Here is a 26634-nt window from a genome sequence, read left to right on the forward strand (position 1 = left end):
AACCTTTCCTTTCCGAACCCTAGCGGGCGAGGTCGAAGGCGACTTTCACGGTACCGAGCCGCCCGGAGTCGGCCGCGTGGTTCAGGGCCTCCCGCCAGCGGGCGAGAGGGTAGGTGGTGCCGACGTAGCCGTCCAGCGGAGCCGAGCCGGCGAGCCGGAGCGCGTCGGCGAAGTCGGCCCCGTCCGAACCGGAGCAGTACGCCCCGACCAGCTCCAGCTCGCGGAACCACAGCGGCGTCAGGTCGACGCCACCGGACGGCATGCCCGACATCACGACGGTACCCCCGGCGCGGGCCAGCCGCAGCGAGGTGTCGAGGCCGCTGGCGCCGCCGGTGCACTCGAAGACGGTGTCGACGCCGCCGAGCAGGAAGTCCGCGCCCATCTCCGGCGTGTGCATCCGCGCGGTGGTGACGCGCCGCAGCGCGCGTACGGCCTTGCGGGGCTCGATGACGGCGGTCGCGCCGAGCGCCTTGGCCTTCTCCTTCTGGTGCCCGTGCTTGGCGATGACGTACACCGCGCCGACCTGGGTCAGCTCGCGCAGCGCCAGCAGGGTGAGCAGCCCGACGGTGCCCGCGCCGACGACCACGGCCGTGGAGTTCGGCTCGATCGGCACGCGCCGCACCGAGTGGATCGCGCAGGCGAGGGGCTCGGCGAGGACCGCCCGCTCGTCGGGCAGGTCGTCGGGCACCACGTGCAGCTGGCTCTCGTGCGCGACCATCTGGCGGCTCCAGCCGCCGCCGGTGTCGGCGCAGGTGCCGGTCTGGATCCCGGCGGAGATGCGGCCGGCCGTGATGTGGTCGCAGCGGCTCTGCTGCCCGGCGGCGCACCAGCGGCAGGGCTCCATGCCGCGCACGGCGCACGACAGGACCGGGTCGATGACGACGCGGCTGCCCTTCGGGATGCCGGGCAGCTCGTCCAGGGTCCGGCCGACGATCTCGTGGCCGGGCACGAACGGCATCGACGTCATCGGCGACAGGTACGGCGAGGAGTGGCCGGTCAGCAGGCTCAGGTCGGAGCCGCAGATGCCGGTCAGGATCGGCGTCACGCGGGTCCAGCCCTCACCGGGCAGCTCCGGGGCCTGGCGGTTGACCAGGCGCAGCGGCGCGACGTTCCCGGCGACCATGCCGCTCAGCCGGCTCCCCACACGGGTGGAGGTCAGGCCCCGGGCGGCCACGAACCGGCCCGGCGAGCGGTGGTACTCGAGCGCGAGGATCATCGGGCGGTCCTCGCTCCCACGGTGTCGATCAGCACGTCGCCCCGTCCACGGGTATGGGCGCCCCACTCATGGATGCGCCAGTGCTTGCGCTTGGCATGGCGGTACAGCGACGGGTCCGGGTTGACCGCCGCCGGGTTGCCCACGGCCTCCAGCAGCGGCCGGTCGGAGTAGCTGTCCGCGTAGGCGTACGACTGCGACAGGTCCAGGCCGGTCTCCTCGGCGTGGCGGAGCAGCCAGGCGGCGCGAGCCTCGTCGACCAGCGGCGGCGCGTCGAGGTAGCCCGTCAGCACGCCGTCGCGCTCGTGCATGCGGCTGGCGACGACCTCGTCGAACAGCGAGGCGAGCGGCTCGACGAACACGTCGATCGTGCCGGTGATGAGGATCGTCTTGTGGCCGGCCGCGCGGTGCGCCCGGATCTTGCGGACCGCCTCCGGCATGACCCGCTGCAGCACCGCCTCGCCGAGGACGTCGTCGACCAGCGCGCGCAGCTCGGCGACGTCGGCGCCCTGGTAGCGGCGCAGGAAGGCGCGGACGAAGTCGCCCCGGTCGCGCCGCTCGGCCCGCAGGTATTTGGGGAGCGAGCGGGCCAGGTCGGCGAGCTCGCCACCCCACTGCGATCGCGGCGTCGACGACAGCCGCGCCCACAGGTACGACTCGATGAGGTTCGAGGCGATGATCGTGCCCTCGAGGTCGAACACCGCCGCGATGTCGGTGCGCTCGGGCAGCGCCGGGTCGGCGCTCTTGCGGCCGCCGCCGCGGCCCTTGGAGAAGCCGCGCATCAGCTCGGTGACGCTGGGGGAGTGCACCTCCTGGAGGTAGTACTCCCAGTCGATGATCGACGGGTCGAAGCCGTACTCCTCGACCCGCTCGGGCGGCACGGTCCGGTGGAGCGCGTGCGTGCGGGCGTCGTCGTAGATGACCTCGGCCTTGGTGTAGGCCTGGTACAGGTCGGAGTAGCGGCGCAGGAAGTCGAGGTTGGTCTGCTGCCGGTGGACCGCCGTCATCCAGTCGCGGGTCTTGGCCGAGGCCGGCAGCCGCAGCAGCGCCCGCTCGGCCGCCGAGGTGGCGCGCTCGCCGCTGCTCAGCATCATCTCGACCTGCCGGCTGCCGGGGAAGCGCCACTGCGGCACACGGATGTGGCCGCGCTCGCCGGCCGGCATCGGATGCCGCCGGAAGTAGTCGCGGACGTTCTCGTACAGGCCGCGGAAGGACAGCGGGTTGCGCGAGCCGGAGCCGATGTGGAAGTAGCCGGTCTCACCGCGCTCGGGCGGCGTGGCCGCGACGGCGATGGTGGCGTTCACGACCAGGTCGACCGGGATGATGTCGACGACGCTGTCGGGCAGGCCGGGGAACTCCGGCAGGACGCCGCGCCCGTACGCGATGATCAGCGGGTCGGCCATCTTGTAGCCGTCGATCCAGCCGGGGTACGGGTGGCGCAGCGAGCTCTCCACGATCGCCGGGCGGACGATCGACAGCCGCCGCTCGCCCCACAGCTCCTCGGCGGCGCGCTCGCCCTGGGCCTTGGTGAAGGTGTAGACGTCGGGCCAGCCGAGGCTCTGCGCCCGCGACCGGCCGTAGTCGACGAGCCGGTCGGTCACCCACTCCTGGCGGGCCTCCTCGGCGGCCGCGACCACCGACTGCGGGCCGGCCTTGCGGTGCTCGCTCTGCGCCCGCGCCACCGACTTGCGCAGCACCTCGGGCCGCCGCGAGTCGCGCTCGACGTCGGCCCGGGACGCCAGCGCCTCGGCCATCTCGGTGCGCCAGTCCACGGTGTGGTCCAGCCGGGCCTCCGGCACGACGCCCTTGCGGACGCCGGCGACGTAGGCGGTGGAGACGTGGACGACGTGCGGGTCGGCGCCCGACTTGTGCAGCGCCTCGTACAGGGTGACGACGCCGGCGACGTTCGTACGGAACGCCTCGTCGATCGGCGGGTCGAAGGACACCGTCGACGCGCCGTGGATCACCACGTCGATGTCGGCGGGCAGTGTCACCTCGCCGAGATCGCCCTCGATCACGTTGACCCGCTCCGCGGCGATGCGGCGCAGCTCTTCCTCGCCGATCCGCTCGCGCAGCGGGCGGAAGACCGGCTTGCGCAGCAGCCCGTCGAAGCGGCGCTGGGCGGACGTGCCGCCGCGCGGCCGGATCAGCACCGACACGCGCACGCCCGGGTGGGCCGACAGCAGCTTCTCCAGCGTCGCCTGCCCGAGGAACCCGGTGGCGCCGGTCAGCAGGACGTGAGAGTCACCGAGGGACGGGAACTCGTGAGGTCGGTCTGGCGCCATCCGCTGTTCTTCTCCGATCCTGGGCATGAGCCGTCCCGGCCGCAAACTGACAGGGGAAACCCTAACGGTTCACCGGCACCGCTCAAACGGCCGGGCGCGTCACCCGTTGTTCATGTCGTGCACATCTCTCACCGTGCACATCTCACCGTCCGGTCCGCGTCAGCGATCCGAGGCGGCGAGCGCGTCGTTCATGGAACCGGACCGGAACACCTCAATGCGGATCGGCGTGGCGGCGAACCCGGCCTCGCGGATCGCCGCGCTCACCGCCTGGTCGCCCCGAGCCCGCTCGACGAGCTGCGGGTCGACCTCCAGGCGCACGGCGTCACCGAGGTCGCGGACGCGCAGGTCGCGGGCCGTGCCGCCGAACAGCGCGCGGACGGCCGTCTCGGCCCGCTCGATCCGCGCCAGCCGAGCGGAGGTCACCTCGATGCCGTATGCGACGCGGCTCGCCATGCAGGCCGCGGCCGGCTTGTCCCACACCGGCAGGTCCCAGTGGCGGGCGATGGCCCGCACCGCCGCCTTGTCCAGGCCCAGGTCGGCCAGTGGCGTACGGGCCCCGCGCTCGGCGGCGGCGCGGATGCCGGGCCGGAACCCGGCGACCACGTCCGAGGCGTTCGTGCCGGTCGTGATCGTGGAGTACCCCAGGTGGTCGGCGAGGGCGTTCGCCGTGTCGAGCAGGACGCTCTTGCAGAAGTAGCAGCGCTGCGGGCCGTTCTCCCGGTATCCGGGAACCTCCAGCTCGGAGGTGGCCGGCGTGTGATGGGTCACGCCCAGATCCGCGCAGAGCTCCCGCGCCGCGTCCAGCTCGGCGGACGGCAGGGAGGGCGACACCGCGGTGACGGCCGCCACCTGATGGGGGCCGAGCGCGCGGGCCGCCGCCGCGAGTACGACACTGGAGTCCACGCCGCCGGAGAACGCCACCAGCGTTCTGCCGTAGCCTGCCATCTCGGTCAGCAGTTCGTCGGAGAGGACCACCACGTCCACCATGCAACCCCGATCCGTTGAGGAACGACTCTCATGACGGTATCCCAGCCGAACGGCGTAACCGATCTCGGCTTCGCGCGGCTCGACGTCGACCGGGCCGCCCGGACCGGCGATCCGGAGGTGGTGTTCGGCCAGGGCAAGACGCCCGAGCAGATCGTCACCGCGCTGCGCGCGCTGCACGAGGCGCACCCCGACCGCGCCGTGCTCGCCACCCGGCTGTCGGACGAGGCGATCGCCGCGTGCACCGAGCGGCTGCCGGCGGCCGAGATCGATTCCGTCGGCCGCACGGCGGTCCTGGGGACGACCGAGACCCGGGGCACCGTCGCGGTGGTCGCCGCGGGCACCTCCGACCTGCCCGTCGTCCGCGAGTGCGCGGCGACCGTACGCGTCTTCGGGGCCGAGCCCGACGAGATCGTCGACGTCGGCGTGGCGGGCATCCACCGGCTCCTGGCCCAGCGCGACCGGATCGCCGAGGCCGACGTCGTCGTCGCGGTCGCCGGCATGGAGGCCGCCCTGCCCTCGGTGCTCGGCGGGCTCGTCGGCGCGCCCTTGATCGCCGTGCCGACCAGCGTCGGCTACGGCTGGAACCTCGAGGGCGTCACCGCCTGGCTGGCCACGGTGAACAGCTGTGCCCCCGGTGTCGTCTCGGTCAACGTCGACAACGGCTTCGGCGCCGGCGTCGCCGCCGCCCGCATCGCCCGCCGCACCGCGAAGGCGGCCGGATGAAAACCCGGTGCGTCGACGCGGGCCGTCTGATGTGGGTCAGACGGCCGCTGTCGTGCGCCGCCCGCGAAGGGAAGGCCGCCCGATGAGGACGCTGTGGGTCGACGCGGGCCGTCTGATGTGGGTCGGACGGCCGCTGTCGTGCGCCGCCCGCGAAGGGAAGGCCGCCCGATGAGGACGCTGTGGGTCGACGCGGGCAACGGCGCGGCGGGCGACATGCTGCTCGCGGCGCTGGTGGACGCCGGCGCCGACCTCGAGGCCGTACGGTCGGGCCTGCGCGGTCTCGCCGTCGAGCCCGTGGACGTCGAGGTGACCCAGGTGCGCCGGCACGGGCTGCGCGCCCGGTACGCCGAGGTCCGGGCCCCGCACAGCGACGTCTCCCGGAACCTCGCGGACGTCACCGCGATCCTCACGGCCGCCGCCCTGCCGGAGGAGGCGAGGGAGTTCGCCCTGGCCGTCTTCCAGCGGCTCGCCCGCGCGGAGGCCCGGGTGCACGGCGTGGACGTCTCGGAGATCCACTTCCACGAGGTCGGGGCGCTCGACGCCATCGCGGACGTCACCGGGTGCGCGCTCGCCCTCCATGACCTCGGCCTGCTCGGCACCGCGACCCGCGTCGTGTCGCCGGTCGCGGCCGGCTCCGGCGTCGTCCGCGCCGCCCATGGGCCGCTGCCCGTCCCGGTCCCCGCCGTCCTCGAACTGCTCACCGAGGCCGGTGCGCCGCTGCGCTCGCATCCCGCCGCGATGGAGCTGTGCACCCCGACGGGCGCCGCGCTGCTCGCCACGCTCGCCACCGGCTGGGGCCCCGCGCCGGACTGCGTCCCGCGCGCCACCGGCACCGGCGCCGGCCGCGCCGACCCCGACGGTCACCCGAACGTCCTGCGCGTGCTGATCGGGGAGGCGGCCGACGCGTCCGGCTGGGCGACGGCGGAGATGCGCCGCGTGGACACCACCGTCGACGACCTCGATCCCCGGCTGTGGCCGGACGTGCTGGAGGCCCTGCGGTCGGCCGGAGCCGCCGACGCGTGGTGCTCGCCCGCGCTGATGCGCAAGGGCCGTCCCGGTCAGGTGCTGAGCGTCCTGGTGGACCCGCAGCGGCTCGACGCCGTGTGCCGCGTGATCTTCGAGCAGACGACGACGCTCGGTGTGCGGGTCTCGCCGGTCGAGCGCCGTTCCCTCGAGCGTGACCAGATCGTCGTGCCGGTGACCGGGGGCGCGACGGTCGGCGTCAAGCGCGGCCTGCTGAACGGTGAGGTCGTGACGGCGCAGCCGGAGTACGACGACGTCCGCGCCGCCGCGGAGGTTGTGGGCCGTCCCGTGAAAGAGGTGCTGGCCGAGGCCCGGGCCGCCGCTCAGGGCCGTCCGTGATCGATCCGGGACGAATCGCCGTGGGACCGTCCGGCACTCCAGGGTGATGACGGCCGACCGGACGCCGGCGATGCTCGATTTTTGATGAACTGCACACGCCGTTCCCGCGTTCTGCCCATGTTTTCGGGGTTTTGCTCGGTTTACACTTCAAGGGCCCGGGAAAACGTTCGCACGGGGGAACGCGATGCGACATCGGGGGATCCTGAGAATTCACTTCACCACCGAGGACCTCGCTCGGACTCATTTGGTCGACGTCCCTGACGCGATGTGGGAGACCGTGCTCAGCCTGCACATCCTGCGGGGACGTGCCGGGCGGGCGGTGTTCGGCGAGTGGCGGCGGCGGGTACGGGGCGACCTGTACCGGCGCGGAGCGGTCGGCGCGGTGCGCGAGCGGTTGTTCTCCGTCGTGCCCGAGACGGGCTACTTTCCCGATTTCCTCACTCCGCCTGAGGGCCTGCTCGGCCTTGAGGCCGGGCTCGAGGCCGTGTGCGGCGCCCCGTCCCGGCGCATCGCCGCGGAGTTGGAGCGGCTGGGCAACGAGAACGACGCGTCATCCTGGGTGAGCGCTCTGGCCGGGCGCGGCACCCGAACGCTGTCGGAATTCGCCGAGACCCTCCGGATCTACCATGAGGCCGCTCTGCGGCCGTACTGGGCCGACATCAGATCCCGCGTCCACACCGATCGGGCGCTGCGGGCCCGGCAGTTACGAGAAGGGGGGATCGGCGCGGTCCTGGGCGGTTTCGCACCCCATATGCGCTGGCGAGCGCCGGTGTTGGAGGCGGACTATCCGGTCGACAAGGAGTTGTATCTCGACGGACGCGGAGTGCTTCTCGTCCCGTCCTATTTCTGCTGGAGATATCCGGTCTCGTTCGCCGATCCCGAACTCCCGCCGACCCTCGTCTACCCGGTCGAACACGATCTCCAATGGCTCGCCTCAGGCCCCTCCTCCGGCCGCGCCGACGCGGCGCTGGGGCGACTGCTCGGGCCGACCCGCGCCGCGGTGCTCCAGGCGACGATCGTCGGATTGACGACCGGCGAACTCGCCGAGCATGTCGGCATCTCCGCGGCCGGGGCCAGCCAGCACGCGACGACGCTCCGCGAAGCCGGCCTGATCACCAGTCGGCGACAGGCCAACCGCACGATCCACGTGCTGACGGCCCTGGGGTCGGCGCTGCTGGCCCAGCGTGAGCCGGGGGACCGGCCCGGTCCCGGCCCTCGTGCCGAGACCGGCCTGCTCTAGAGATCGATCCGGCACGGCTCCGGGGTCGGCCGCCTCAGACGATCGGCCCGCACTCGGGGACGTGGCCGTGCCAGTCGTTGTAGCCGCCGGTGGTCAGATACCAGTCGTTGACGTAGCCGTAGTTGTAGTTCTGGTCCGTCACGTCGAACCAGTAAGTGTCACCGTTTCCGTCGGCGTCCGGGTCTCCGGTCGTCCAGCAGATCAGTCCCACGGTGTCGCCGTTGTGATATTGCACGCCGGATACGGTGCCGTGTTCGTAGTCCGGTTTCCGGTGGAGCGCCAGGTAGGATCCCGAGTCGATCGCGGTGACATGCGCGCACCAGTTATTGCCATGCATATTGCATTGAAAAGGGATCGCGGGTCGCACGGGCTGGGCGGCCACCGTTCTGGGGGCCTCTTGCGCGGACTGCCGCGCGTTCGCCGCCGGAGCCGCGCTCAGCCCGGCGACCAACGTCATGGTCAGGACGGTTGCCGCTCTCTTCGCAGTCATCAACTGCCACCTTTCGTCCAGATCGGTACGGCGCTCAGCACAGCGGCAGCACGGAGAACGGAACCGCGGGCTGGTCGTCCTGGCCCGGCGTCATGTAGACCTCGCTGATCCACACGTTGGTGTTGCCCGAGTCGTCATCGGTCTTGGCCCACCAATGGTTCTTGTGGCCGTGATAGTAGGTCTCGTCGTCGGGATTGTTGTACTGGCAGTAGAAGTAGTTGTTCCCGGGGTAGAGCCATCCGGCCTGTGCGGAGAGATCGGACGGTGAATAGTGGCTGGGTGCCTGTGCGTAGGTGTTCACATAGGCCTTCGCATACGCCGGCGACACGGTGTTTCCCTGCTGGGCGTGGGCCGTCGGGGACAGGGCGAACAACGGGCCGGCGATGGCGATCGCCGAGGTTGCCTTGAGGAACCTGCGAATCGCTGGCATCGGTGCCTCCTTCGGTGGCGATGCCGCGGTCGGCCGATGCGGCCGCCGCGTGGCTTCGGACACACAAACCCTGCGTAGTACCGGCGGCCGACGTCGCCCACATTCATCAGGTGCTGAAATCCGCAGGTCACCCACGGATCCGTGCGCGTCAACCGGCTCGGGTGACCATCACGGAGCACGGCGATCGCCGCCGGACCGTCCGCACGACTCATCTGCCGACGCCCCTCGACCACCTGGCTCGAAGCGCGGGGAATGACGAGTCCGGCCCGCCCATGGCTCCCATCGCTGAGCTCGGTCATTAAGCCCGGATTGAAAGTCGATGCCGCCCCGTCTCGGGAGGTGTGTTCTTGATCAGTCATGATCTCGGGAGGCGGACATGGTCAAGGGATCTTGGTGTGCCCAACAACTTCACCGGGGACACACCGGTCCTGATGGCCGACGGCTCCCGCAATCTCGACGAGTTTCTTGTCGCCGTCGCCCGTGATCAGGGTGTCGACGCGGCGCGCCTCGGTGCGGCCCGTCTCCGGATCCGTGGCGAGGACCTTGTCGCCGACCTTGATGTCCTTGATCGCTCGGGAAGGGACCAACTGGGAGATGGGAAGACTCGGGTTCAACGTTCGAATGGGGAAGAGGGACTGGAACTCGGTCACGTGGTACCGGAATGGGGAGAAGATCACCCTCGCCGAGCCCGATTGGGAGCGACTGCATCAATGCGGCGCGTAGCGAGTCATGCGCGGCTCCTCTCGCGGCGCAGCGTGATGCTGACCGGGCTTTCCGCGCTCGCCACAGGGGGGTGTGAGAACGACCCCGGCCCCGGCGCCGGCGGCGGGACGCGCCTCCGGCGACGACCGGCCGCGGAGAGCGGTGAGGAACAACCTGGAATCACCACCCTTCCGGCCACCACGGTGATCATGACGGCGTGTGACGTCATGGCGTCGAGCAAGGACCGCTTGGCCGTCCTGCTGAAAGGCCTGAGCACGCGAACCGCCGTCGTCGACCGGCAGGGTGCCACGGTCACCGTGGCCGTCGGGGCCTCGCTCTTCGACCGGTTCGGGCTGCGGCGACTCCGGCCGCAGCGCCTGTCGACCATGCCGGCGTTTCCGAATGACACGCTGGATCCCGCGCAGTGCCATGGGGATCTGTTGATCCAGGTCTGCGCCGACCGCGTGGAGACCGCGCGGAAGGTGATGGCGGACCTGCGGGCGGCGACGCGGGGCGGGCTGCGAACGCGGTGGCAGGTCGAAGGATTCCGCGGCGAGAACACCCTCACGGCGGACGGGCGGCCGAGCACCCGCGACCTGTTCGGGTTCCGCGAGGGCTCCGGCAACCCGGACGTCCGCGACCAGGCGGAGATGGACCGGCTGGTGTGGGTGCAGCCGGGCGGCGGCGAGCCGGACTGGGCCGTCGGCGGCACGTATCAGGTCGTGCGGATCATCCGGCTCGCGACGGACCTGTGGAACACCGAGACGGTCGCCGAGCAGGAGAAGGTCTTCGGGCGCCGCAAGAACGACGGCGCGCCGCTCGGGTACGGGCGAGAGAACGCGGCGTTCGACTATCGCGGCGACCCGAACGGCCAGGTGATCCCGCTGGACTCCCACATCCGGCGAGCGAACCCGCGTACCCCGGGAACGGAGGACAACCGCATCCTGCGCCGGGGGTACTCCTACCGGCGCGGCCGTGACAGCGCCGGCCACGCCGACGAGGGGCTCGTCTTCATCTGTTTCCAGCAGGACCTCGAACGCGGCTTCGCGACCGTACAGCGCAGGCTGACCGGCGAGGCGCTCGACAAGTACGTCCTGCCGGTGGGCGGCGGCTACTTCTACGTCCTGCCCGGCGGAGGCGACTACCTCGGACATTCGCTCATGGCCGCGGCGGGCCTGTCGCCGCGCTGACGCCGGAGGAGGAGCCGATTTACGACGCGGACCGGTACTGCCGGCCATCAGCGTGCGGCGTCGCTGACACTCCTCGGCGCGGGGACGGGGCGCCATCCGCGCCTGGCCCGGGTCGTCCAGCGCAGGAACACCAGCGCGAGGACCGCGACCGCGGTGGCCAGCCCGTACATCACGGACGGGCCCGCTCCGAGGACCGCACCTCCGGCGGCGGTTCCGGCTCCGATGCCGATGTAGATCGATGAGGCGTTCAGCGAGACGACGAGCGGGGCCTCCTGGGGAGCGGCGGCGATGAGGCGGTGCTGCTGCGCGGGCGTCTGCGTCCACGTGCTCGCGCCCCACAGCAGCACGAGCACCCCGGCGATCACCGGCGACGTGACGCCGGTGGCGGCGCTGATCCCGAGGGCCGCCAGGGCGACGGCCATGGCGAGGTAGCCGCCGTTCAGCACGCGTGTCGGGCCCCACCGGTCGGTGGCGTAGCCGGAGACCAGGTTGCCGGCCACGGCGCCCGCGCCGTACAAGAACAGCATCAGGACCGTGGAGCCCTCGGGCACCCCGACGCTCCGCAGCGCCGGGACGCTGTACGCGTACACGGTGTAGCTCGCCGCCATGCCGAGGACGGTGAGCGGCAGCACCGCCGCCACCGCCGGCCGGCGCAGCAGGCCGAGCCGGGCCCGCAGCGGCACCCGCGGTCCGCCCGGCAGCACCGGCATGATCCAGAACACCCCGGCCGCCGCCACCAGAGAGAGCGCGGCCACCAGGCCGAGCGCCGTACGCCAGCCCAGCCAGTGTCCGGCCAGGTCGCCGAGCGGCACCCCGAGTGCGGTGGCGACGGTCAGGCCGCCGACGACGACGGCGAGGGCGCGCGCCCGCAGCTCCGCGCGGACCAGCGCCGCGCTGACCGCCCCGGCTCCGGGCGTGTAGACCGCGGCCCCGGCCGCCGCCAGCACCCGGCTCGCGATCAGCAGGGGCAGGTTCGGTGCGAGCGCCGAGGCCAGGTTGGCGACGCCCAGCACGACGAGCGCCCCGACCAGCAACATGCGTCGGGGCAGCCGCGCGGTCAGGGTGGCCAGCACGGGGGCGAGGACGGCGTACGCGACGGCGAACACCGTGACCGACTGGCCCGCCGCTCCGGTGGAGACGTGCAGCGCACTGGCCATGGACGGCAGGAACCCGGCGACGATGAAGGCGTCCGTGCCGACGGCGAAGGTGCCCAGCGCAAGGACGAGCGTCGGGCCCAGGCCACCCGGCCTCGTCACCTCTGCCGTACGGGGCCGATTCAGGACATTCAACATCCAGATTCTCCTTCCAAGTCGGCCCGGGACCGTCTCCCGGGGACTCGGGTCAGCCGTTGACGCGTTCGTGCCAGCGCCGGGCGCGGGCGCCGGCCGACGGCGGCGCCTTCGCCATCAGGTCGGCGAGCGTCTGGGAGGCGAGCTCCCGCCGCCACGCCAGCTCTGCGCGGCGCATCGCGACGGAGACACCGCACGCGCGCTGGAAGTCGCTCGCGGGTGCCTCCGCCCCCGCGCCCCGCTGCCGGATCTCCGCGCAGCGGAACGCCTCATCCGGACCCTCGATCGCGGACACGACGTCCATCAGCGTGATCTTCTCCGGGGGCCGGGCGAGCCGGAACCCGCCGCGCGCGCCGGCGGTCGAGGTCAGCACGCCCGCCCGGACCAGCGCCTGGAGCCGCTTGTTCAGGTACGCGGGCGGCAGCCCGAACCACGCCGCCAGCTTCGCCGTCGACAGCGGCTCCTCACCGCCGATCCACGCCAGGGCCAGACAGCAGTGCAGGCCCCACTCGACGCCTTCCCCCATCCGCATAACCTGGACATTACCCGTCCAGATTGCCGGTAACCAGCCTCTTACGTAAAAGCCACGAAAACCACCCAGACGGCAGGTGTGGCACGGGCACTGCTTCGCAGGAAGGCGATCGCCTCCCGTCTTGGCGTCGACACCCGGTTCCAACCGGGCACCGAGGCGGTCCGGAGGGGCTGGATCCGACCCGGAGCCGGAAATCCGCGGAACGCATGTCACGTTCGGCGGGGGTCGTTCCGCCTACATCGGTGAGGGCGCCTTCCAGGCGTCACGTCACCGTGAGGAGGACCACCATGACAACCCGGATCGTCGTACTCGGTGCCGGATACGCGGGACTGCCGGCCGCACGGCGGCTCATCAACGGGCTCGGCGATACCGCCGACGTGACCGTCGTGAGCGCGTCGCCGTCGTTCGTCGAACGGCCGCGCCTGCACCAGACGGCCACCGGACAGCGGCTCCGCGAGCTGCCCCTGGCCGACCTGGTCGGCGGGCCCCGAGGCGGGAGCCTGACCGTCGGCCGGATCGGCGACCTCGATCTCGCCGGCCGCCGGGTCCGCGTCCAGGCGCGGGGCGGCGAGCGCACGCTCGGCTACGACGTGCTCGTGTACGCACTCGGCAGCACCGTCGACGTACGCGCCGTGCCGGGCGTCGCCGCTCACGCGCACACCCTCTCCGACGCCGGATCCGCGGAACGCCTGAACGAGGCGCTGGCGACGGCGTCACCCGGCTCCACGGTCGCGGTGTGCGGCGGCGGGCTGTGCGGCATCGAGATGGCGGCGGAGCTGGCCGAGTCCCGTCCCGACCTGCGGGTTCTCCTCGCCTCCCGGACCGAGCCCGGGGCGTGGCAGGCCCCGAGGGCACGGCGGTACCTGCGCCGGGCCTTCGACCGGCTCGGCGTCGAGGTCCTCGCCGGTGCCGAGGTCAGGCAGGTCGCAGAGGACACGCTCGTGCTGGACGGGGACCGGCGAGTCCCGTACGACCTGTGCGTCTGGGCCGGCGGCTTCACCGTGCCGTCCCTGGCCCGGGACGCCGGGCTCGCCGTGGACGACCAGGGACGGATCGTGGTCGACGAGACGCTGCGGTCCGTGTCCCACCCGGACGTGTACGCCATCGGCGACGCCGCCGCCGTACCCGGCCCCTGGGGCGCGGCGCTGGCGTACGGCTGCCGGACCGGAAGCTTCACCGCGCCGTGCGCCGCGGACGCGATCGCCGACCGCCTGGCCGGGAGGACGCCGCGTTCGTTCCGGTTCCGCTACTTCCACGAGTGCGTCAGCCTCGGCCGCCGTGACGCCTTCATCCAGTTCCTGCGCGCCGACCAGACCCCGAGCCGATGGGTCCTGACGGGACGGCTCGCGGTCTGGTACAAGAACATCGTGCTCGATTCCGCGAAGGTGGTGTTCCGGCACCCCGGCCCCTACACGCCGCGCCGCCGGACGGCCGCCCGGCCCGCCGAGCCCGCCCCGGTGTCCTGATGCCGGACGAGCCGACGTCCGGCGACGACGTCTTCGAGGGGCATCGGACGCTGCTGTTCTCGGTGGCGTACCGCATGCTCGGCAGCGTCGCCGCGGCGGAGGACACCCTTCAGGAGGCATGGCTCCGCTGGAGCCGCGTCGACCGGTCCACGGTCACCGAGCCCCGTGCCTACCTGGTCAAACTCACCACCCGGGCGGCCATCGACCGGCTGCGCCGAGAGAAGGCCGCCCGCGAGGTGTACGTCGGCACCTGGCTGCCCGAGCCCCTGCTCACCGCCCCGGACGTGGCCGAGGAGGCCGCGCTCGCCGACTCGGTGTCCATGGCGATGCTCGTCGTGCTGGAGACCCTGTCGCCGCTGGAACGTTCGGTGTTCGTCCTGCGGGAGGCGTTCGGCTTCGACCACGCGGAGATCGCCCGCGTCCTGGACCGTTCGGAGGAGTCGGTACGGCAGCTCGCGCACCGGGCACGCCGCCACGTCGAGGCGCGGCGGCCGCGCTTCGAACCCGATCGTCAGGTGCGCCGGCGGGCCACCGAGCGGTTCCTGGAGGCGGCCGTCGGCGGTGACCTGAACGCCCTCATGGAGGTCCTCGCCCCCGACGTGACGCTCTGGTCGGACGGCGGCGGTAAGGTACGCGCGCCGCGTCGCCCGGTCGAGGGAGCGGACAAGGTCGCCCGATTCTTCGCGGCGGTCGCGGGGGACGTGCCGCCGGGATCGGAGTTCCGCCTCGTCGAGGCGAACGGCGGGCCGGCGGTCCTCGTGCACCTCGCCGGCGTTCCCATCACGGTGGCCACCGTCGATATCGACCCCGACGGCCGGGGGATCAGTGCGATCCACCTGATCGCCAACCCGGACAAGCTCCCGGCGATCGCCCAGGACACCGCCTGACCCGGCATCATCCCGGCGGACGGGAACGTCGCTCGACGTACATCCGGCCGACGATCGATCCGAGGTGGATGACCACCCCCATGGCCACCAGCCACGACAAGATGATCATGATGACGCCGATGGGACCGTAGCTCTGCTCATTCTCGATGATCGCCGCGGAGAAGAAGTGCGCGGAGAACACCCCCAGACCCATCCAGCACACGCCGGTGGCCAGGGCGGCGGGGAAGAGAGCGCGCCAGCTCACCGCACCCATGAGCAGCATCTTCATGCTCGCCCACCAGAAGAGCGTCGCCAGTGCGAAGGCGAAGAGACCCTGCAGCACCGGCCCGCCGGCCGGGCCGAGCGCCCTGCCGGCCGTGGCCTGCACGGCCCCGTACGCGAGCAGCGCCGCGATCCAGGAGAACTGGGCGGCGATGTCCCGCCACCCTCGGCCGCGAACGTCGAAGACCCTCTCGTACCACCGTTGCAGGGTGCCGGCGACGGCCATGGCCCCGATGACCAGCACGCAGGCGCTCGCGACCGTCAGCGAGCCGGAGCCCTGGCCGGGCTTGAAGAGGGCCGCCACATCCTCCGCCGCCTGCCGGTTCAAGCCCAGCCAGCCCGCGACGACCGCCGCGGCGTCACGACCGGCCGCGGCGGTGACGACGATGAGGAAGGGAAAGAAGCACAAGATCGCGAGCGCGGCCAACTGGAACGAGTTGCCGTAGAAGTCGACCGCGTTCAGCCGACTCCACAGCCTGCCCGGCTCACCCGCCCTGAGGCGTTGGACGGCCGCCCGACCCCGTCGTCCCAGGCCAGAGAGCCACACGCGCATGCGCCCCCGCCCGCCACGCGAACCGACCGGCCCCCTCCGGCCCGCCATGTACACCAGTCTAAGCGCGTGTTTGAGAATGGGCCCTCCCGCAGGCTTTCCCCTGGGGCTGCATCTCTTCCCCGCGGAAGGTAAACGGACGCTTCGATGAATGATGAAATGTCGGCCGGAGCCGTCGCCGCGTCTGTATCGTCTGATCGTCAACGCGCCCAAGAAGGAACAATCGGATCGCTCATACGTGTGACATTCATTAACGGCGGCGGACGCTAATGCTCAGCGGCAATTATGGTGCGCGATCGAGCCGGGGAAGGATGACCGTATGGCCGACGGAGGCGTCGTCGGGATCCTCTACCGTTCGGGTTCCCCTGCCGACGCGTTGGGGCGCTTCGAACTGACCGTGCGGCCCGACGGCAGCGCGCGGCTGGATCATCGCGACGTCACGGGGCTGCGGAGGTGGACCGCGAGGCTCGAACGAGTGCTGTGGCCACAGATCCTCGACATGCTGAGTCGATCCGGCTTCCCGACGATCACGCCCGCCCCGATCCCACCGGGCGCCGCGCGCCGGGAGCTCATCGTCGAGCCCGTCGGGGAGTTGGTGTTCGCCTGGAACGATACGACCGAGCCGGCCATTCTCGATGTCTTCGGGATTCTCGACGCGCTCGTACGCCAGGTGAGTGGCGGGGCCGTACGGTCCACCGCCGATGAGCTTCCGCGGGTCGTTCACCGGCGGGTGAGCGAGACCGAACGCTCCGAGTCGGCGAGCATCGTGTCCGGTGCGGCGGCGTTCGGCACCATCGGCCGACGTCCCGCACTCGCGGTCGTTCAGGACGACATCACGCTTTCTTCGCTTCCCGACCGAACGCCTCTTGGGCCGTCCATTCCTGTACCAGCGCCGGTTCGTGCCGCCGCCCTTGCCGCCGGCGAAGGCGACCTTCTCGCCTCGGCCGGCGACGACCGCGTGATCAGGGTGTACGACGTGCGTACGGGCCGAGCGCTGCATGCCAGGGCCGGCCATCGCGGGCCGGTAAGCGGAGTGGCGGCGGCCGAGATCGCCGGCCGCCCGGTCGCGCTGTCGGCGGGCGATGACGGCGATATCCGGATATGGGCCGCTGACACTGCTGCCGATCTCGGCACCATCTCGGTCCGTGAGGGTGGGCTCACGAGTGTCTGCCACGCCCGGATCGCGGAGCGCGACCTCATCTGCGCGGGCGCCGATGACGGCGTTGTCCGTGTGTGGGATGGCGCCGACCGCCGCATCGTCGGCACGCTGCGCGGTCACACCGGCTGGGTCAACGCGGTCGCGATGGCCGGTGACGGGGATCGTGCACTGGTGGCGTCCGGTGGTGCGGACGGTGTCGTGCGGCTGTGGGACCTGAGTGGCGAGCGTGAGCTCCACACGTTGGCGGGGCACACCGACAGCGTTACCGGCGTCGTGCTGACCATGGCCGGTGGCCACCTGATGGTCGGCTCATGCTCGCTGGACGGCACCGTCCGCACGTGGGATGCGACCACCGGCGAGCCGCTGGCCGACTGGTCGGCGGACAGCGGCTGGCTCACTGGCATCGGATCCATGTCAGTCGATGACGAACCGGCCGTCGTCACAGCGGGAATGGACGGCGGCGTGCGGCTCTGGGCTGCTCTCAGCGGTGCTCCGATCGCGACGGTGGCCGCTGAACCGCTCGTCCCGAGCTGCGTGGCCACGGGCCCGCGAGTCGTCGCCGCCGGTTACAAGGACGGCTCCCTACGGATCTGGAGCGACGGAGCGCTCGTCCGTGCGGTGCCCGCGTCCGACGGAGCGATCAGCGCGATCGCTTTCGGGCCGGATGGTCTCATCTCCGGTACGGACAACGGCACGGTGCGGGTCCACGACGTCGGCAGCGGCGACGAGCTTCAGGTCCCGACCCCGCATACCGCGCCGGTCCTGTCTCTGGCGTTCGCCGAAGACCTTCTGATCTCCGGAAGCGCGGACGCCACGGTGCGAACGTGGGACGCGCTCTCCGGCACGCCACGGGCACGGCTGCGCGGCCACACGGGAGGTATCGCCGCCGTTGCGACCGGCCGTGTCGGCGGGCGCCTCGTGATTGCTTCCGGCGGCTATGACCGGGTCGTCCGGACGTGGGACGCCGTGTCCGGCTGGCCGTTGCTGGCGATCCATGGCCACATGTATCCGGTGTACGTGCTGGCGTTCGGCGATGGCCTGCTCGCCTCGGCGAGCTACGACGGGGGCGTGCGGGTGTGGGACGCCACCAGCGGTGCGCAGGTCGCGCTGCTGCCCGGCAACGACGGACCGATCCGGGCGCTGTGCTTCGAGGAGAACGATCTGGCGGTCGCGGCTGAGGACGGTGCCGTACGGCTCTGGCGCCTGCCGGCGGGCGAACTCATCGGCGAGGTCAAGGTCCCGCAGACACCACTGGCGGTGGCCTTCGTCGACGACCGCCTCCAGGCCGCGGGCGCACAGGGCCTGACGACGATCGACGCGTGGTGATGACGAGCGGTCGGTGATCCGTTGAGACACGCACCGCTTCCGCGGGATGTATTGCGGTCAACGACGATGGTCCGGGTCAGTGGCTCAGTGGTCGGCGCCGCGGGTCGTGGAAGTCCACGTCTTCCGTAGAAAGAAATTCGGCCGGACCCTTTTCTTCGAGCAGCGGCATCTCGGACTCATACATGGGATAAAGCTGAACAATGTTGATAACGCGGTCCGGAAGTTCTATGCGGGTGAACTCCGGATCCAGGTCGGTGGCCAGGAAGAGGAGTAGTACCGACATTTCGGACTCATTCGGGCTGATCGGATCGCCGAGATCGAAGGCATCTCCGGCGCTGTACCGCTTCTGGCCTCTCCATGCGGTGGCGACATAGCCGGCGGCAAGCGTCCAGTTCAAATTTTCGGAGTCCATGCTGATGAAGAGTTCTGGGCTGCCCAACCGCCAGTCAGGATGCCGGACCAGCGAGAGACCGTAGGTGAAGCCCGATATCGTGTTCTCGCCGAACTGGCCTCGGTAGGTGAAGGTGAACACCGGCAGTTCAGCCTCACTGGGTGTCACCAGGTGACTTTCCGGCTCGTCGCCCGCCCATTCGTTAAGACGGTCGAGATAGAGCCTCATGGAAGGTGTGCTCATTGCCACCACTTCTTTTTGGCCTTCTCAATGGCTTCGTCGGCTTTCCGCTGTGCTTCCATCGCCTCCTTTTGGGCGGAACCTTTGAAGAACACGGCGTTCTCGGCTTTCTTTGCCTTCTCGCTCGCCTGCTGCTGCAGCTCTAGCGCCTTTCGTTCCTTCGCGGTCGGATTGGATTTCTGTGCCACGTTATTCAGGTACTTATTCGTCTCGGCTATTTCCTTCTTTGCGGCCTCCTCGGCTTTCTTCTGCTCCCTCTTCCAGCTCTTGGGGACGTCGCTCTTCTTGATCGGCTTTTTGGTTTCGGCGTCAATCACCTTGCCGTCAGGATATATTCTAAGACCTCTAACGGTAACACTTCCATCCGAATGCTTTTTGTGACCCTCGAGAAATTTGCTAGCGCCGCCTCCCTGCTCGTATTTGTGGCCTCGGTTATTTGTGTCCAATTCCATGTGATAGGCGTCAGAGTACTGTGCCAGCTCCCTAATCTGTGCATCGGTCAGCTTCATTTTCTTGGCCTGGCTGTAAAAATCCTTCCACTCGTACCCCGGCTTATGGCCAATGTCCGCTCTCCCCTTCGGGATGATTTCCCCAGTGTTTGCGTCGACCAGGTTTCCATTCTTATCATACCGCCGTTCGATGCCTGCCCGGGTATTGTTCCGGTAACCCGGCCGCCAACTGCTATCCGATCTTTTCTCACGTTCTATTGCGTCGAGATCATCGTGGATGTTCTGGCGCATCCTATGTCTCTCCTGCGGGGACAGGCGGCGGCCTATTCTCTCCTCGAAATCGCGCATTGCGGAATTGGCCGCATCAATTCTCTGCCTCTTATCGCGCTCGTATTTGCCCATGCGCGGTACCGGGTGTTCGCCGCCCGGGTCGGGCGCGTGCGGGTGCTCTGCGGCGAGTTGGCCGATCGCCCGGCGGGTGGTCTCAGGGCCGGGTGCGGTACCGAGCCGGTCGGCCGCGGCGCGATGGAGGGCGTCGGAGGGGTTTTCGAGTGGACGTCGGCCGTCCATGCGGTCGTTCAGGTGTTCGGCGAGCCTGGTCAGGGCCTCGACCTCTCGCGGGGTCGGGTTCCGGCCGAGGGTCTGATGGGCGACCTCGTGGAGGAGGTCGGCATGAGGGAGAGCTCCCTCCGGAGACGCGCCGACGACATCAGCGAGATGGCGTAGCCCGTGCAGGTCGGGTTCACGGAAGGAGTAGTCCGGCGCCGTCTCATAAAGCCGGCCGGCCGCGTCGGTGAGCGCTTCGGTGTACCGGAGATGGGCGGCCGTTCGAGCCTCATCGCCGAACAGCACGTGCATCCGGTCGAGCAGTACGGCGTGTTCGAGAGCATCGCGACCCTCGGCCGGGAACACCGGACGGCCATCCTCACCGACCCGGTCGAGCAGCTCCCGCACATGGTCGGGCAGGTCCAGCGGGTGACTCTCCCGGACCGCGTGCTCGACCGGCACCACCGGGCCGGCGACCCCGTGGACGTCCGGCGCGCCGGGCGCGGCGCGGTCGGCGAGCCCCTGCATGGCGATCAGATGGCGGTCGCGGAGACCCGCAGTGGAGGGAACCGGGTGCCCATTGTGATCCACGATCAGCGTCCGATCCGCCCAGGAGCGGAGGCCGTCGCCCATCAGGTTGGGCTCACGCGTAACACCTGGCGCGGTGAGCGTCTCGGCACCGGGTCGCCCGGGGTCGGCGTACTCGTCGTGCAGATCGAGGTGGTGCCCGACCTCATGCGCGATCGCGACGGGGTCCATGTCGGCGTACAAGGTGAGCATGTCCGGCCGCTCACCCTCGCCCATGCCATCGCCCGGACGGAGCCGTACGGCGCCGTCCGCCGGCCCGACCTCCTCGAACTCCACGCGCACGTGAAGCTGCGACCCGTCCACGAGCCGATGCTGGTGGTTGTAGTAGATGTCCACGGCATCCAGCACGTTCGACTGGGCGCGTACGACATCTTCCGATGTCATCGTCGGGTCCGCGTGGTACTGGACCGTGACCGTGAACTCGGTCACGGACCGCTCGCCGCCGTCCTGGGCGGTCACGCCGAGGCGTCGTACGTCGACCTTCGAGGCGTCCTCGAACGGGTAATGCTCGCGGGTGACCGGCGTCGCGGTCGCGTCTTCGCGGAGATGTGTCCACTGGGATGCCTGCAGGGCCTCGCCCTCGGTGAGCGTGTACGCGTGCTCGCCCCGGAGCACGGCGAGTGTGTCCTTGCCGTACGCCGGCATCAGTGGCTGCCGCGTATCGGGGTTCAGATCGGCGCTGCGGATCGGATGCGCCTCCCGCGGCCCCGATCGCGTACGGCCCGGGTCGAAGCCCGGCACATCCGACCATCGGTCGGCTGCGACCGCTCCGTCCTGATGCTCGGAACCCGGCGTTGGGTGTGCGTGACCGGGCTTTTCGTCCTGACGTGTCCCGTAGTCGACCTCGGACCGCGAGGTCTGAGGTGAACGCGACTCGACCGGTCGGCCCGATGTGCGCGTCGATCCACCCTCGTGGGGCGCGGAGCCTCGGCCGCCCTGATCAAGAGGCACCACCGTAACCGGCACATCCCGAGGAGACGGCTCATGGACGTCCCTCTGCGCCGAGCCGGCCGGCTCCGCGACCGACCCGGCGGCCGGGGGCTGCTCGACCTGGAGGGCGGTCGGCGTGTCACCGGTGTTGCCGGCCAAGTCGGACTTGCCGCCGTGACCGGGATCTGGGGTGCCCGAAGCGCCGGTACCGTCGGCGGGCGGGTGGATGCCTTTACCGTCGGCGGGCGCGTGGATGCCTTGGCCGTCGACGACGGTGGTGCCGTCGCGATGATGGACGATGACCGGGTCTGAGCCGTTGCCTGCCGTGGGCTCGACGCCGCCATCGGTGATGCCGACACCGCCGTGATGGCTGTCGTCGCCGACGACTCCGATGTCCGGGCTATGCCCACCGAGGGAGTTGACCATCTGGCCATTCGGTCCGGCGTGGACATCCGTGCCGGCGTAGACATCCGTGCCGGTTTCCGGACTGGAATGAGTGGGGTTCTCGTTGATGATGCCGTCGATCGAGTTCTGGTATCCGGCCATTGTGGCCCCGTCACCGGCGGTTTCCGTTCCTCCCGCCGAATCGCTTCGCGTGGAGACAGGGTCGTAAGAGGAGGAGTCCGCGTGGGGTTGACGGTCCGTGGTTTCGACGGTCCCACCGTGGCCGGCGTCGGTGTGGTCGGCGAGGTCCGTCTGGCCGGCGGACTCGATGCGAGCGGGAGAGTCGGTGTGGCCGCCGGTTCCATCGCCGACGACTTGGCCCTCGATGTCGTAGCCGACACCTTTGGCGGAGTAATTGGGATAGTCGCGATTGTTGGGGATATCGCTGCCGGTCGACGTGCCTCTATTGCCGGGGGCGGCTGTTTGGCCAAGGATGTGTTTGCCGACCTCGCCCGCGTACCCGAGACCGGCCATACCGAACCCGAAGGCGGCCGCCTGGCCGAGATCGACTTTGTGTTCGACCAGGCCTTGGGCGGCGATGTTGCCCGCGGTACCGGTGACCCCGGCGAACCCTGCCCGGGCCAGGCCCGATGATGCCATCAAGTCGGCGAGTTTGGTGGTGAAGGGTGTGCTGCGGGCGGCGACCGCACCGCCGGCTCCGCCCATCACCACGCCGGCGATCGCACCTTCCTCCAGGGCGTGGGCGAACTCGTCACCGTCGAAGTCCTTTTGTACGCCTTCGTGGATGCGGGCGTACTGCCCGGCCAGATCCATGCCCCCGGCGAACCACGCACCTACCACGGCCCCCTTGGCGACCGTCGTTGCGATCGACTTCAGGAAGGATCTGAGGGCGAACCCTTCAACCTCGGTGGTCGCCTCGGCGGCGGCAACCGAGCCTCCACCGGTGATCCACGAGATCGCCCACGCGATAGCCCAGGTCAACACCAAGAACGCACACGAAAGCTCGAACTGAAGCCGAGCAGCGTCCTTTTGCCTCATCAAAAAATCGACGGAGTCGGCCAGCCACTGACACATCCCGGCCAGCCACAACAACCCCCCATCTTCGCCGCCACCGTGCAATGCCGCCGCGAACGTGGCGAATGCGTCCACCGCATCGCCCGCGTTGTTCGCGGTCACCGTCCGGGAATGCCCCTCTACGTCCTGGGCCACCCCCAAGATCGCGGTTGCCGCGGTGGTGAACGCATTCTTGACCCGCTCCAGCCCGTCCATATCCCCATCGGGCCACTGGATTCCCCCGACCAGCGTCTCCAAGAACCCCAAGATCTGCTGGACCACACCCGGCGGTGGATCCGAACGCGCCAAACTCTCACTCACCTGCGGCAGCCGGTAGGGATTCGTTTGCGCCAGCGCGTTACTCTCTGCGCCTTCGGGGACCGCAGCGCCTATTGTGGAGGCATCCTCGGCCAGCCGATCGTTATTGCCACTGATAACCAGATTGCCGCCGGTCGCCCGCAACAAATTGACCATATCGGCCAATGCCGACAACACCGAATCCCGCGCCACTCCGAACCCGGACGCCTCATCAGAGCCATTAAAGAACGCCTGGCCGATATCGTCCTGACCCCACGGCGCTCCGGCTCCAGCCAACTCATGGCACAACGTATCGACCGTCGAAGCCAGCGTATCGGCCGCGCCGTCCATCCCCCGCCCGGCCTTGGTCCACGTGTCGAACCTGACCTCATGATCCGGCGCACTCATTGGCTAGTCCTGGTCAAATTCGAGGATGCGAGGAGCTTTTGGAAAGAATGCCATCAAATCTTGTTCGCCAGCACGAAGGCGATCGGCCATCTCCTCGGGCAAAAAGGCCGCAGTCATTTCTTTCGCCTGGTCTGTTGCCTGTTCGCTCGCCTCGGCTATCAGGGCCAGAACCGTATGCGTCAGCTGCTGGGCGCTCATCCGTTTCAACGCCTGTGGTGAGAACTGGATGTCGCGCAGATTTCCGCGCGATCCGACCTCCACCCATACGTCGCCATTTCGCGTCCGTGCGGTTGCCTTCACGTCGGCGACGTTCCGCTGGAGTTGCTGCAACTCCTCCAGTCGCTGTTTGAAATTCGCCGCCATGTCGCGGACGGGCCGTTCCATGTCATCCTCCCCTTCTATCAATCCGATGCGCTGGAAGAACCGCGTGAATCGGGTGATCAGGTGAGGGTAGTGGGCGATCGATTGGGGAGGGAAATCACTTCAGCGATGGCTAAATTCTTCAACGATTTTTGAATTATTCGACGATGATCAACGAGTTCTCGAATATCTGCGCCACGTGGCCGCGGGACGCGACGTCTTGTGCAGGATTCTCCAGACCGTGGCGCCGACGCTGCGGCCCAGGCCGGCGAGCTCCCCGGCGATCCGGCGGTACAAAGGCGGGCCCACTGCATCATCTACGGGGGGCGACGGCCGGCATCTGAGCCCACAGGCCTTCGACGGGGTTGAGGCCGGGAGCGTAGGCAGGCAATCGCACCACGGTCAGCCAGTCGCGGTGGGCGTTGGTGAAGGCGCGCATCGCAGCGCTGAGGTGGGTGTTGAGGTTGTCCCGACCGGCCCCCTCCGGACCGCCATGTACGCCGGTCTAAGAGCGTGTTCGAGAGTTGAGTTGGATTGGGCCGGCAAGCGTGGTCAGGCTTGAGGGAATGCGGTGAGCACGTCGAAGTGCCGGATGGCGGGATCCGAGTCGAGCAATGTAGCGCGGGCCGCCGACGTGACGTGCTCGCGTTCGTGATCGTCGCCGGCGAATCGCTTGATGGCGTCGATGGACTCGAACAGGGTCAGGGTCCTGATGTGCGCCGATCCACGGTCTTGCCGGGCAAGCAGGTAGGCACCGTGAAAACCGTCGATACCACGGAGGTTTGCGAGGACTTCCGCTTCGAAGACCTGGCGATACCTCTCGGTGGTCTCGGGGCCGCTGGTCCGGGCTTGCCACACTCGAGCGATCATGTCGGGCTGTCTCCTGCGCTGCCGGGGTGGTGGCGGACACAGATGAGTGTCGGCCGTGCCGCGACGCCGACGCTTGAAGATCTTTGCTCAGTTCGGCGCCGCCAGAAGCCGTCGCAGCGCTTGCGGGGTGTGGCCGCATTCGCCGCGAACCGTTCGGGTCAGGTGCGCGTGGTCGGCAAAGCCCAGGTCGGCCGCCAGGTCCGCCAGATCGGTGTTTCCCGCTTCGATCGCATCCAGCGCGATGTGCACGCGGATGCGGTTGCGGTATCCGGTCAGGGTCATCCCGGTCTGGCGGCGGAAGATGCGGCTGAGGTGGTAGGGAGAGCACCCAAGGCGCTGTGCGATCTCCCGCAGCCCGAGCGTGCTCGGGTCGCCGGTCAGCAGTTCCCTTGCCGCGTCCACCAACGTTCGCTGCGCGGTCGCAGTCGTCGCTCGCCTGGTGGCCTGCTGTACCGGGGCCGGCGTCGCGAGCAGCCGGCCCACCAGCCGGATGGTCATCTCGGCCAGTTCGAAGGAATCGGTGCACCGGCGTGCCCTGGCGGACAGCAGGCGATGCGCGACGGCGAGGTCACCGGTAACTAGAACCGAGGGGTGTACCGGCACCCCTTGAGTCAGTTCGACCACGAAGGACTCCGACATCACCAGGGCGGTGCAGGTGTCCTCTGCCCCCACCCGATGGGCGATGCTCTGCTCCTGGGCAGGGCCGCCGATGTAGGCGATCGTCGGATCCGCCAGGAGCGTGTGGCCGCCGACCCGCGCCCGGAATACGCCACGCCGCACGAGCGTGAGCTGATGCCCGACCGGCGTTTCTGGATCGGACCACGACTCGGCCTGGGCACGAATCGTTACCTGCTCGAGCGAAAATCCATCCCCGGACGCGATCGGTACGACCGCGCGCCCGCAACGACGATGCTCTGCCATCCTCCTAAGAGCTCGCCACCTGAACGCCCTCGAAGACGATCACCTCGACACACATGCCACCGTTCTCACCGCTGCGGGCAGACTTACGCCATTCGGCGCAGCTAAAGTCCATTTTCGGCCGCCCCTAAGGAGGATCAGCCGCGCTCGAGGACGGTGACTTCGACGCAGTTGCCGCCGTTCTCGGTGCTACGGGTCGACTTACGCCATTCGGCGCGGCTCAGGTCCATCTTTCCGCCACCACCTTCATGATGAGGTCGACCGACTCCTGCTGTGACAGGGTGAAAGTCCGGACGGACTCCCAGGTGTTCGACAGGACGGAGATGTCCTCCCGGTTGCTGGTGACCATGCCACGGACGGCCGTTTCGACGTAGGCTACCTCGCCACCGTCGACGGTGGCGAGAAGGAATCCGCCTCCTCGGTGTGGATTCGCAGTGGCGGGAACCACCTGAATCGTTATCAGCGGTGATATGAGGCTTACCAGGTGCTCCAGCTGCGCGCGCATGACGGCTGTGTCGCCTACCTGGCGATAGAGGACCATCTCGTCGAGGACGCAGCGAAGAGTTGGAGGACTGTCGCGGGAGAGGATCTCTTGGCGCTCCAGCCGCGCGGCCACGGCCGCCTCGTCGCCGTTCAGCAGCGAGCGCGCGTACTCCTCGTGCTGGAGCAGCCCTGGGACGACCATGGGCTCGAATGCGCGGAGGATGGTGGCGGCGCGCTCCTCTTCGAGCCAGGGGCGGAACCAGCCGGGTGGGGTCTCCTCGGTGAGTAGGTCGTAGAGGTCCATGAGGGCCCCGGCGGGCAGGCTGAGCGACTTCTCGACGGAGCCGACTGCCTTGCCTTTGGGGCGGAGCTGGCCGGTCTCGAGGTTGCTCAGCCAGCCTTCGGAGTAATTGACCCGTTGTGCGAGCTGTGCCTGGGTGAGCCCTTCGGCCTGCCGGTAGCGGCGAATCGCCGCGCCCAGTTTGATCAGTGTTGGGCTGGGGGGATTGCCCATTTGGTACCTCCGCGCCGGAGTTCAGGTTTCTTCGAGAACTCCTCGTTCGTCTTCTGGTGTTCGTACTGCGTATTCGGTCGCGTACGCATT

Annotated in this window: 24 protein-coding genes and 1 pseudogene; 7 read left to right on the plus strand and 18 right to left on the minus strand. The window is 69.4% G+C overall.

The annotated features are described in order from the left end of the window. Positions 1–19 precede the first annotated feature (19 nt). The 3 genes from AB0I04_RS01510 to larE all read right to left on the minus strand — a co-directional run bounded on the left by AB0I04_RS01510 (position 20) and on the right by larE (position 4485). Complete coding sequence (locus AB0I04_RS01510; protein WP_360877178.1) at positions 20–1216, minus strand: zinc-binding dehydrogenase; 1197 nt, start codon at positions 1214–1216, stop codon at positions 20–22. Then, a complete protein-coding gene (locus AB0I04_RS01515) occupies positions 1213–3498 on the minus strand; it encodes an HAD-IB family hydrolase (RefSeq protein ID WP_360877181.1) in 2286 nt (761 codons plus the stop codon). The genes AB0I04_RS01510 and AB0I04_RS01515 overlap by 4 nt, the downstream gene beginning before the upstream one ends. Positions 3499–3657: 159 nt before the next feature. Beyond that, on the minus strand, positions 3658–4485 hold the full coding sequence (larE, locus tag AB0I04_RS01520) for an ATP-dependent sacrificial sulfur transferase LarE (protein WP_360877184.1): 828 nt from the start codon (positions 4483–4485) through the stop codon (positions 3658–3660). Between the two features lie 30 nt (positions 4486–4515). Between larE and larB the strand changes: the two genes are divergently transcribed. The 3 genes from larB (at position 4516) to AB0I04_RS01535 (ending at position 7810) form a co-directional block, all read left to right on the plus strand. Continuing rightward, positions 4516–5208, plus strand: a complete 693-nt coding sequence (gene larB, locus AB0I04_RS01525; RefSeq protein ID WP_360877187.1) for a nickel pincer cofactor biosynthesis protein LarB — start codon at positions 4516–4518, stop codon at positions 5206–5208. A 168-nt stretch (positions 5209–5376) separates the two neighbouring features. Continuing rightward, entirely contained in the window at positions 5377–6570 is a 1194-nt protein-coding gene (gene larC, locus AB0I04_RS01530) for a nickel pincer cofactor biosynthesis protein LarC (protein ID WP_360877190.1), read from the plus strand. Between the two features lie 184 nt (positions 6571–6754). Further along, the gene (locus tag AB0I04_RS01535; RefSeq protein ID WP_360877192.1) at positions 6755–7810 is read left to right on the plus strand and encodes a helix-turn-helix domain-containing protein; all 1056 of its coding nucleotides are present in this window, start codon (positions 6755–6757) and stop codon (positions 7808–7810) included. Positions 7811–7844: 34 nt separating this feature from the next. Here the strand turns inward: AB0I04_RS01535 and AB0I04_RS01540 are convergent, their stop codons facing one another. The 3 genes from AB0I04_RS01540 to AB0I04_RS01550 form a co-directional block, all read right to left on the minus strand. Further along, the gene (locus tag AB0I04_RS01540; protein WP_360877195.1) at positions 7845–8300 is read right to left on the minus strand and encodes a hypothetical protein; all 456 of its coding nucleotides are present in this window, start codon (positions 8298–8300) and stop codon (positions 7845–7847) included. A 34-nt stretch (positions 8301–8334) separates the two neighbouring features. Beyond that, the gene (locus tag AB0I04_RS01545; protein ID WP_360877197.1) at positions 8335–8730 is read right to left on the minus strand and encodes a hypothetical protein; all 396 of its coding nucleotides are present in this window, start codon (positions 8728–8730) and stop codon (positions 8335–8337) included. Between the two features lie 380 nt (positions 8731–9110). After that, a complete protein-coding gene (locus tag AB0I04_RS01550) occupies positions 9111–9380 on the minus strand; it encodes a hypothetical protein (RefSeq protein WP_360877200.1) in 270 nt (89 codons plus the stop codon). Between the two features lie 108 nt (positions 9381–9488). Here AB0I04_RS01550 and AB0I04_RS01555 point away from each other — a divergent pair, with 108 nt between their 5' ends. Beyond that, entirely contained in the window at positions 9489–10622 is a 1134-nt protein-coding gene (locus AB0I04_RS01555) for a Dyp-type peroxidase (protein ID WP_360877203.1), read from the plus strand. A 47-nt stretch (positions 10623–10669) separates the two neighbouring features. Here AB0I04_RS01555 and AB0I04_RS01560 read toward each other — a convergent pair whose 3' ends face one another. Next, on the minus strand, positions 10670–11914 hold the full coding sequence (locus tag AB0I04_RS01560; RefSeq protein WP_360877206.1) for an MFS transporter: 1245 nt from the start codon (positions 11912–11914) through the stop codon (positions 10670–10672). A 49-nt stretch (positions 11915–11963) separates the two neighbouring features. Further along, entirely contained in the window at positions 11964–12443 is a 480-nt protein-coding gene (locus tag AB0I04_RS01565) for an Rrf2 family transcriptional regulator (RefSeq protein ID WP_360877209.1), read from the minus strand. A gap of 287 nt (positions 12444–12730) precedes the next feature. On the opposite strand from AB0I04_RS01565, the gene AB0I04_RS01570 reads away from it, so the two are divergent. Together AB0I04_RS01570 and AB0I04_RS01575 are read left to right on the plus strand one after the other, a co-directional pair. After that, entirely contained in the window at positions 12731–13909 is a 1179-nt protein-coding gene (locus tag AB0I04_RS01570) for an FAD-dependent oxidoreductase (protein ID WP_360877212.1), read from the plus strand. Next, positions 13909–14796, plus strand: a complete 888-nt coding sequence (locus AB0I04_RS01575; protein WP_360877215.1) for an RNA polymerase sigma-70 factor — start codon at positions 13909–13911, stop codon at positions 14794–14796. The genes AB0I04_RS01570 and AB0I04_RS01575 overlap by 1 nt, the downstream gene beginning before the upstream one ends. Before the next feature lie 7 nt (positions 14797–14803). Here AB0I04_RS01575 and AB0I04_RS01580 read toward each other — a convergent pair whose 3' ends face one another. Then, entirely contained in the window at positions 14804–15610 is an 807-nt protein-coding gene (locus AB0I04_RS01580; protein ID WP_360877217.1) for a YhjD/YihY/BrkB family envelope integrity protein, read from the minus strand. Between the two features lie 316 nt (positions 15611–15926). Between AB0I04_RS01580 and AB0I04_RS01585 the strand changes: the two genes are divergently transcribed. Then, a complete protein-coding gene (locus tag AB0I04_RS01585) occupies positions 15927–18092 on the plus strand; it encodes a WD40 repeat domain-containing protein (protein ID WP_360877220.1) in 2166 nt (721 codons plus the stop codon). Between the two features lie 76 nt (positions 18093–18168). On the opposite strand, the gene AB0I04_RS01590 is transcribed toward AB0I04_RS01585, so the two are convergent. The 9 genes and pseudogenes from AB0I04_RS01590 to AB0I04_RS01630 all read right to left on the minus strand — a co-directional run bounded on the left by AB0I04_RS01590 (position 18169) and on the right by AB0I04_RS01630 (position 26544). Beyond that, positions 18169–18711, minus strand: coding sequence for a suppressor of fused domain protein (locus AB0I04_RS01590; RefSeq protein ID WP_360877223.1), 543 nt, complete (start codon positions 18709–18711; stop codon positions 18169–18171). Positions 18712–18722: 11 nt separating this feature from the next. Beyond that, complete coding sequence (locus AB0I04_RS01595) at positions 18723–23399, minus strand: GH-E family nuclease (RefSeq protein ID WP_360877226.1); 4677 nt, start codon at positions 23397–23399, stop codon at positions 18723–18725. Positions 23400–23402: 3 nt separating this feature from the next. Further along, positions 23403–23783 carry a YbaB/EbfC family nucleoid-associated protein gene (locus AB0I04_RS01600; protein WP_360877229.1) on the minus strand — a complete coding sequence of 127 codons (381 nt, stop codon included), beginning with the start codon at positions 23781–23783 and terminating at the stop codon, positions 23403–23405. Between the two features lie 307 nt (positions 23784–24090). Further along, positions 24091–24216: pseudogene (locus AB0I04_RS01605) on the minus strand (transposase); the annotation flags it as partial. A 95-nt stretch (positions 24217–24311) separates the two neighbouring features. Then, the gene (locus AB0I04_RS01610) at positions 24312–24629 is read right to left on the minus strand and encodes a hypothetical protein (protein WP_360877231.1); all 318 of its coding nucleotides are present in this window, start codon (positions 24627–24629) and stop codon (positions 24312–24314) included. Positions 24630–24716: 87 nt separating this feature from the next. After that, complete coding sequence (locus AB0I04_RS01615) at positions 24717–25550, minus strand: AraC family transcriptional regulator (RefSeq protein WP_360877234.1); 834 nt, start codon at positions 25548–25550, stop codon at positions 24717–24719. A 4-nt stretch (positions 25551–25554) separates the two neighbouring features. After that, positions 25555–25662, minus strand: a complete 108-nt coding sequence (locus AB0I04_RS01620; RefSeq protein WP_360877237.1) for a DUF397 domain-containing protein — start codon at positions 25660–25662, stop codon at positions 25555–25557. Positions 25663–25684: 22 nt separating this feature from the next. Then, positions 25685–25777 (minus strand): DUF397 domain-containing protein, encoded by a 93-nt coding sequence (locus tag AB0I04_RS01625; protein ID WP_360877240.1) that lies wholly within the window; start codon positions 25775–25777, stop codon positions 25685–25687. Continuing rightward, the gene (locus tag AB0I04_RS01630; RefSeq protein ID WP_360877242.1) at positions 25768–26544 is read right to left on the minus strand and encodes a helix-turn-helix transcriptional regulator; all 777 of its coding nucleotides are present in this window, start codon (positions 26542–26544) and stop codon (positions 25768–25770) included. Before AB0I04_RS01630 ends, AB0I04_RS01625 begins: the two co-directional genes overlap by 10 nt. Positions 26545–26634: the final 90 nt, after the last annotated feature.

The sequence above is a fragment of the Actinoallomurus sp. NPDC050550 genome (assembly GCF_040655075.1).
Classification (GTDB): domain Bacteria; phylum Actinomycetota; class Actinomycetes; order Streptosporangiales; family Streptosporangiaceae; genus Actinoallomurus.

Excerpts from the sequence above, each read along its gene's own strand:
- AB0I04_RS01510 (WP_360877178.1), bottom strand. The coding sequence starts at position 1,216 with ATGATCCTCGCGCTCGAGTACCACCGCTCGCCGGGCCGGTTCGTGGCC.
- AB0I04_RS01515 (WP_360877181.1), bottom strand. The coding sequence starts at position 3,498 with ATGGCGCCAGACCGACCTCACGAGTTCCCGTCCCTCGGTGACTCTCAC.
- larE (WP_360877184.1), bottom strand. The coding sequence starts at position 4,485 with ATGGTGGACGTGGTGGTCCTCTCCGACGAACTGCTGACCGAGATGGCA.
- larB (WP_360877187.1), top strand. The coding sequence starts at position 4,516 with ATGACGGTATCCCAGCCGAACGGCGTAACCGATCTCGGCTTCGCGCGG.
- larC (WP_360877190.1), top strand. The coding sequence starts at position 5,377 with ATGAGGACGCTGTGGGTCGACGCGGGCAACGGCGCGGCGGGCGACATG.
- AB0I04_RS01535 (WP_360877192.1), top strand. The coding sequence starts at position 6,755 with ATGCGACATCGGGGGATCCTGAGAATTCACTTCACCACCGAGGACCTC.
- AB0I04_RS01540 (WP_360877195.1), bottom strand. The coding sequence starts at position 8,300 with ATGACTGCGAAGAGAGCGGCAACCGTCCTGACCATGACGTTGGTCGCC.
- AB0I04_RS01545 (WP_360877197.1), bottom strand. The coding sequence starts at position 8,730 with ATGCCAGCGATTCGCAGGTTCCTCAAGGCAACCTCGGCGATCGCCATC.
- AB0I04_RS01555 (WP_360877203.1), top strand. The coding sequence starts at position 9,489 with ATGCTGACCGGGCTTTCCGCGCTCGCCACAGGGGGGTGTGAGAACGAC.
- AB0I04_RS01560 (WP_360877206.1), bottom strand. The coding sequence starts at position 11,914 with ATGTTGAATGTCCTGAATCGGCCCCGTACGGCAGAGGTGACGAGGCCG.
- AB0I04_RS01565 (WP_360877209.1), bottom strand. The coding sequence starts at position 12,443 with ATGCGGATGGGGGAAGGCGTCGAGTGGGGCCTGCACTGCTGTCTGGCC.
- AB0I04_RS01570 (WP_360877212.1), top strand. The coding sequence starts at position 12,731 with ATGACAACCCGGATCGTCGTACTCGGTGCCGGATACGCGGGACTGCCG.
- AB0I04_RS01575 (WP_360877215.1), top strand. The coding sequence starts at position 13,909 with ATGCCGGACGAGCCGACGTCCGGCGACGACGTCTTCGAGGGGCATCGG.
- AB0I04_RS01580 (WP_360877217.1), bottom strand. The coding sequence starts at position 15,610 with ATGCGCGTGTGGCTCTCTGGCCTGGGACGACGGGGTCGGGCGGCCGTC.
- AB0I04_RS01585 (WP_360877220.1), top strand. The coding sequence starts at position 15,927 with ATGGCCGACGGAGGCGTCGTCGGGATCCTCTACCGTTCGGGTTCCCCT.
- AB0I04_RS01590 (WP_360877223.1), bottom strand. The coding sequence starts at position 18,711 with ATGAGGCTCTATCTCGACCGTCTTAACGAATGGGCGGGCGACGAGCCG.
- AB0I04_RS01595 (WP_360877226.1), bottom strand. The coding sequence starts at position 23,399 with ATGAGTGCGCCGGATCATGAGGTCAGGTTCGACACGTGGACCAAGGCC.
- AB0I04_RS01600 (WP_360877229.1), bottom strand. The coding sequence starts at position 23,783 with ATGGAACGGCCCGTCCGCGACATGGCGGCGAATTTCAAACAGCGACTG.
- AB0I04_RS01610 (WP_360877231.1), bottom strand. The coding sequence starts at position 24,629 with ATGATCGCTCGAGTGTGGCAAGCCCGGACCAGCGGCCCCGAGACCACC.
- AB0I04_RS01615 (WP_360877234.1), bottom strand. The coding sequence starts at position 25,550 with ATGGCAGAGCATCGTCGTTGCGGGCGCGCGGTCGTACCGATCGCGTCC.
- AB0I04_RS01620 (WP_360877237.1), bottom strand. The coding sequence starts at position 25,662 with ATGGACTTTAGCTGCGCCGAATGGCGTAAGTCTGCCCGCAGCGGTGAG.
- AB0I04_RS01625 (WP_360877240.1), bottom strand. The coding sequence starts at position 25,777 with ATGGACCTGAGCCGCGCCGAATGGCGTAAGTCGACCCGTAGCACCGAG.
- AB0I04_RS01630 (WP_360877242.1), bottom strand. The coding sequence starts at position 26,544 with ATGGGCAATCCCCCCAGCCCAACACTGATCAAACTGGGCGCGGCGATT.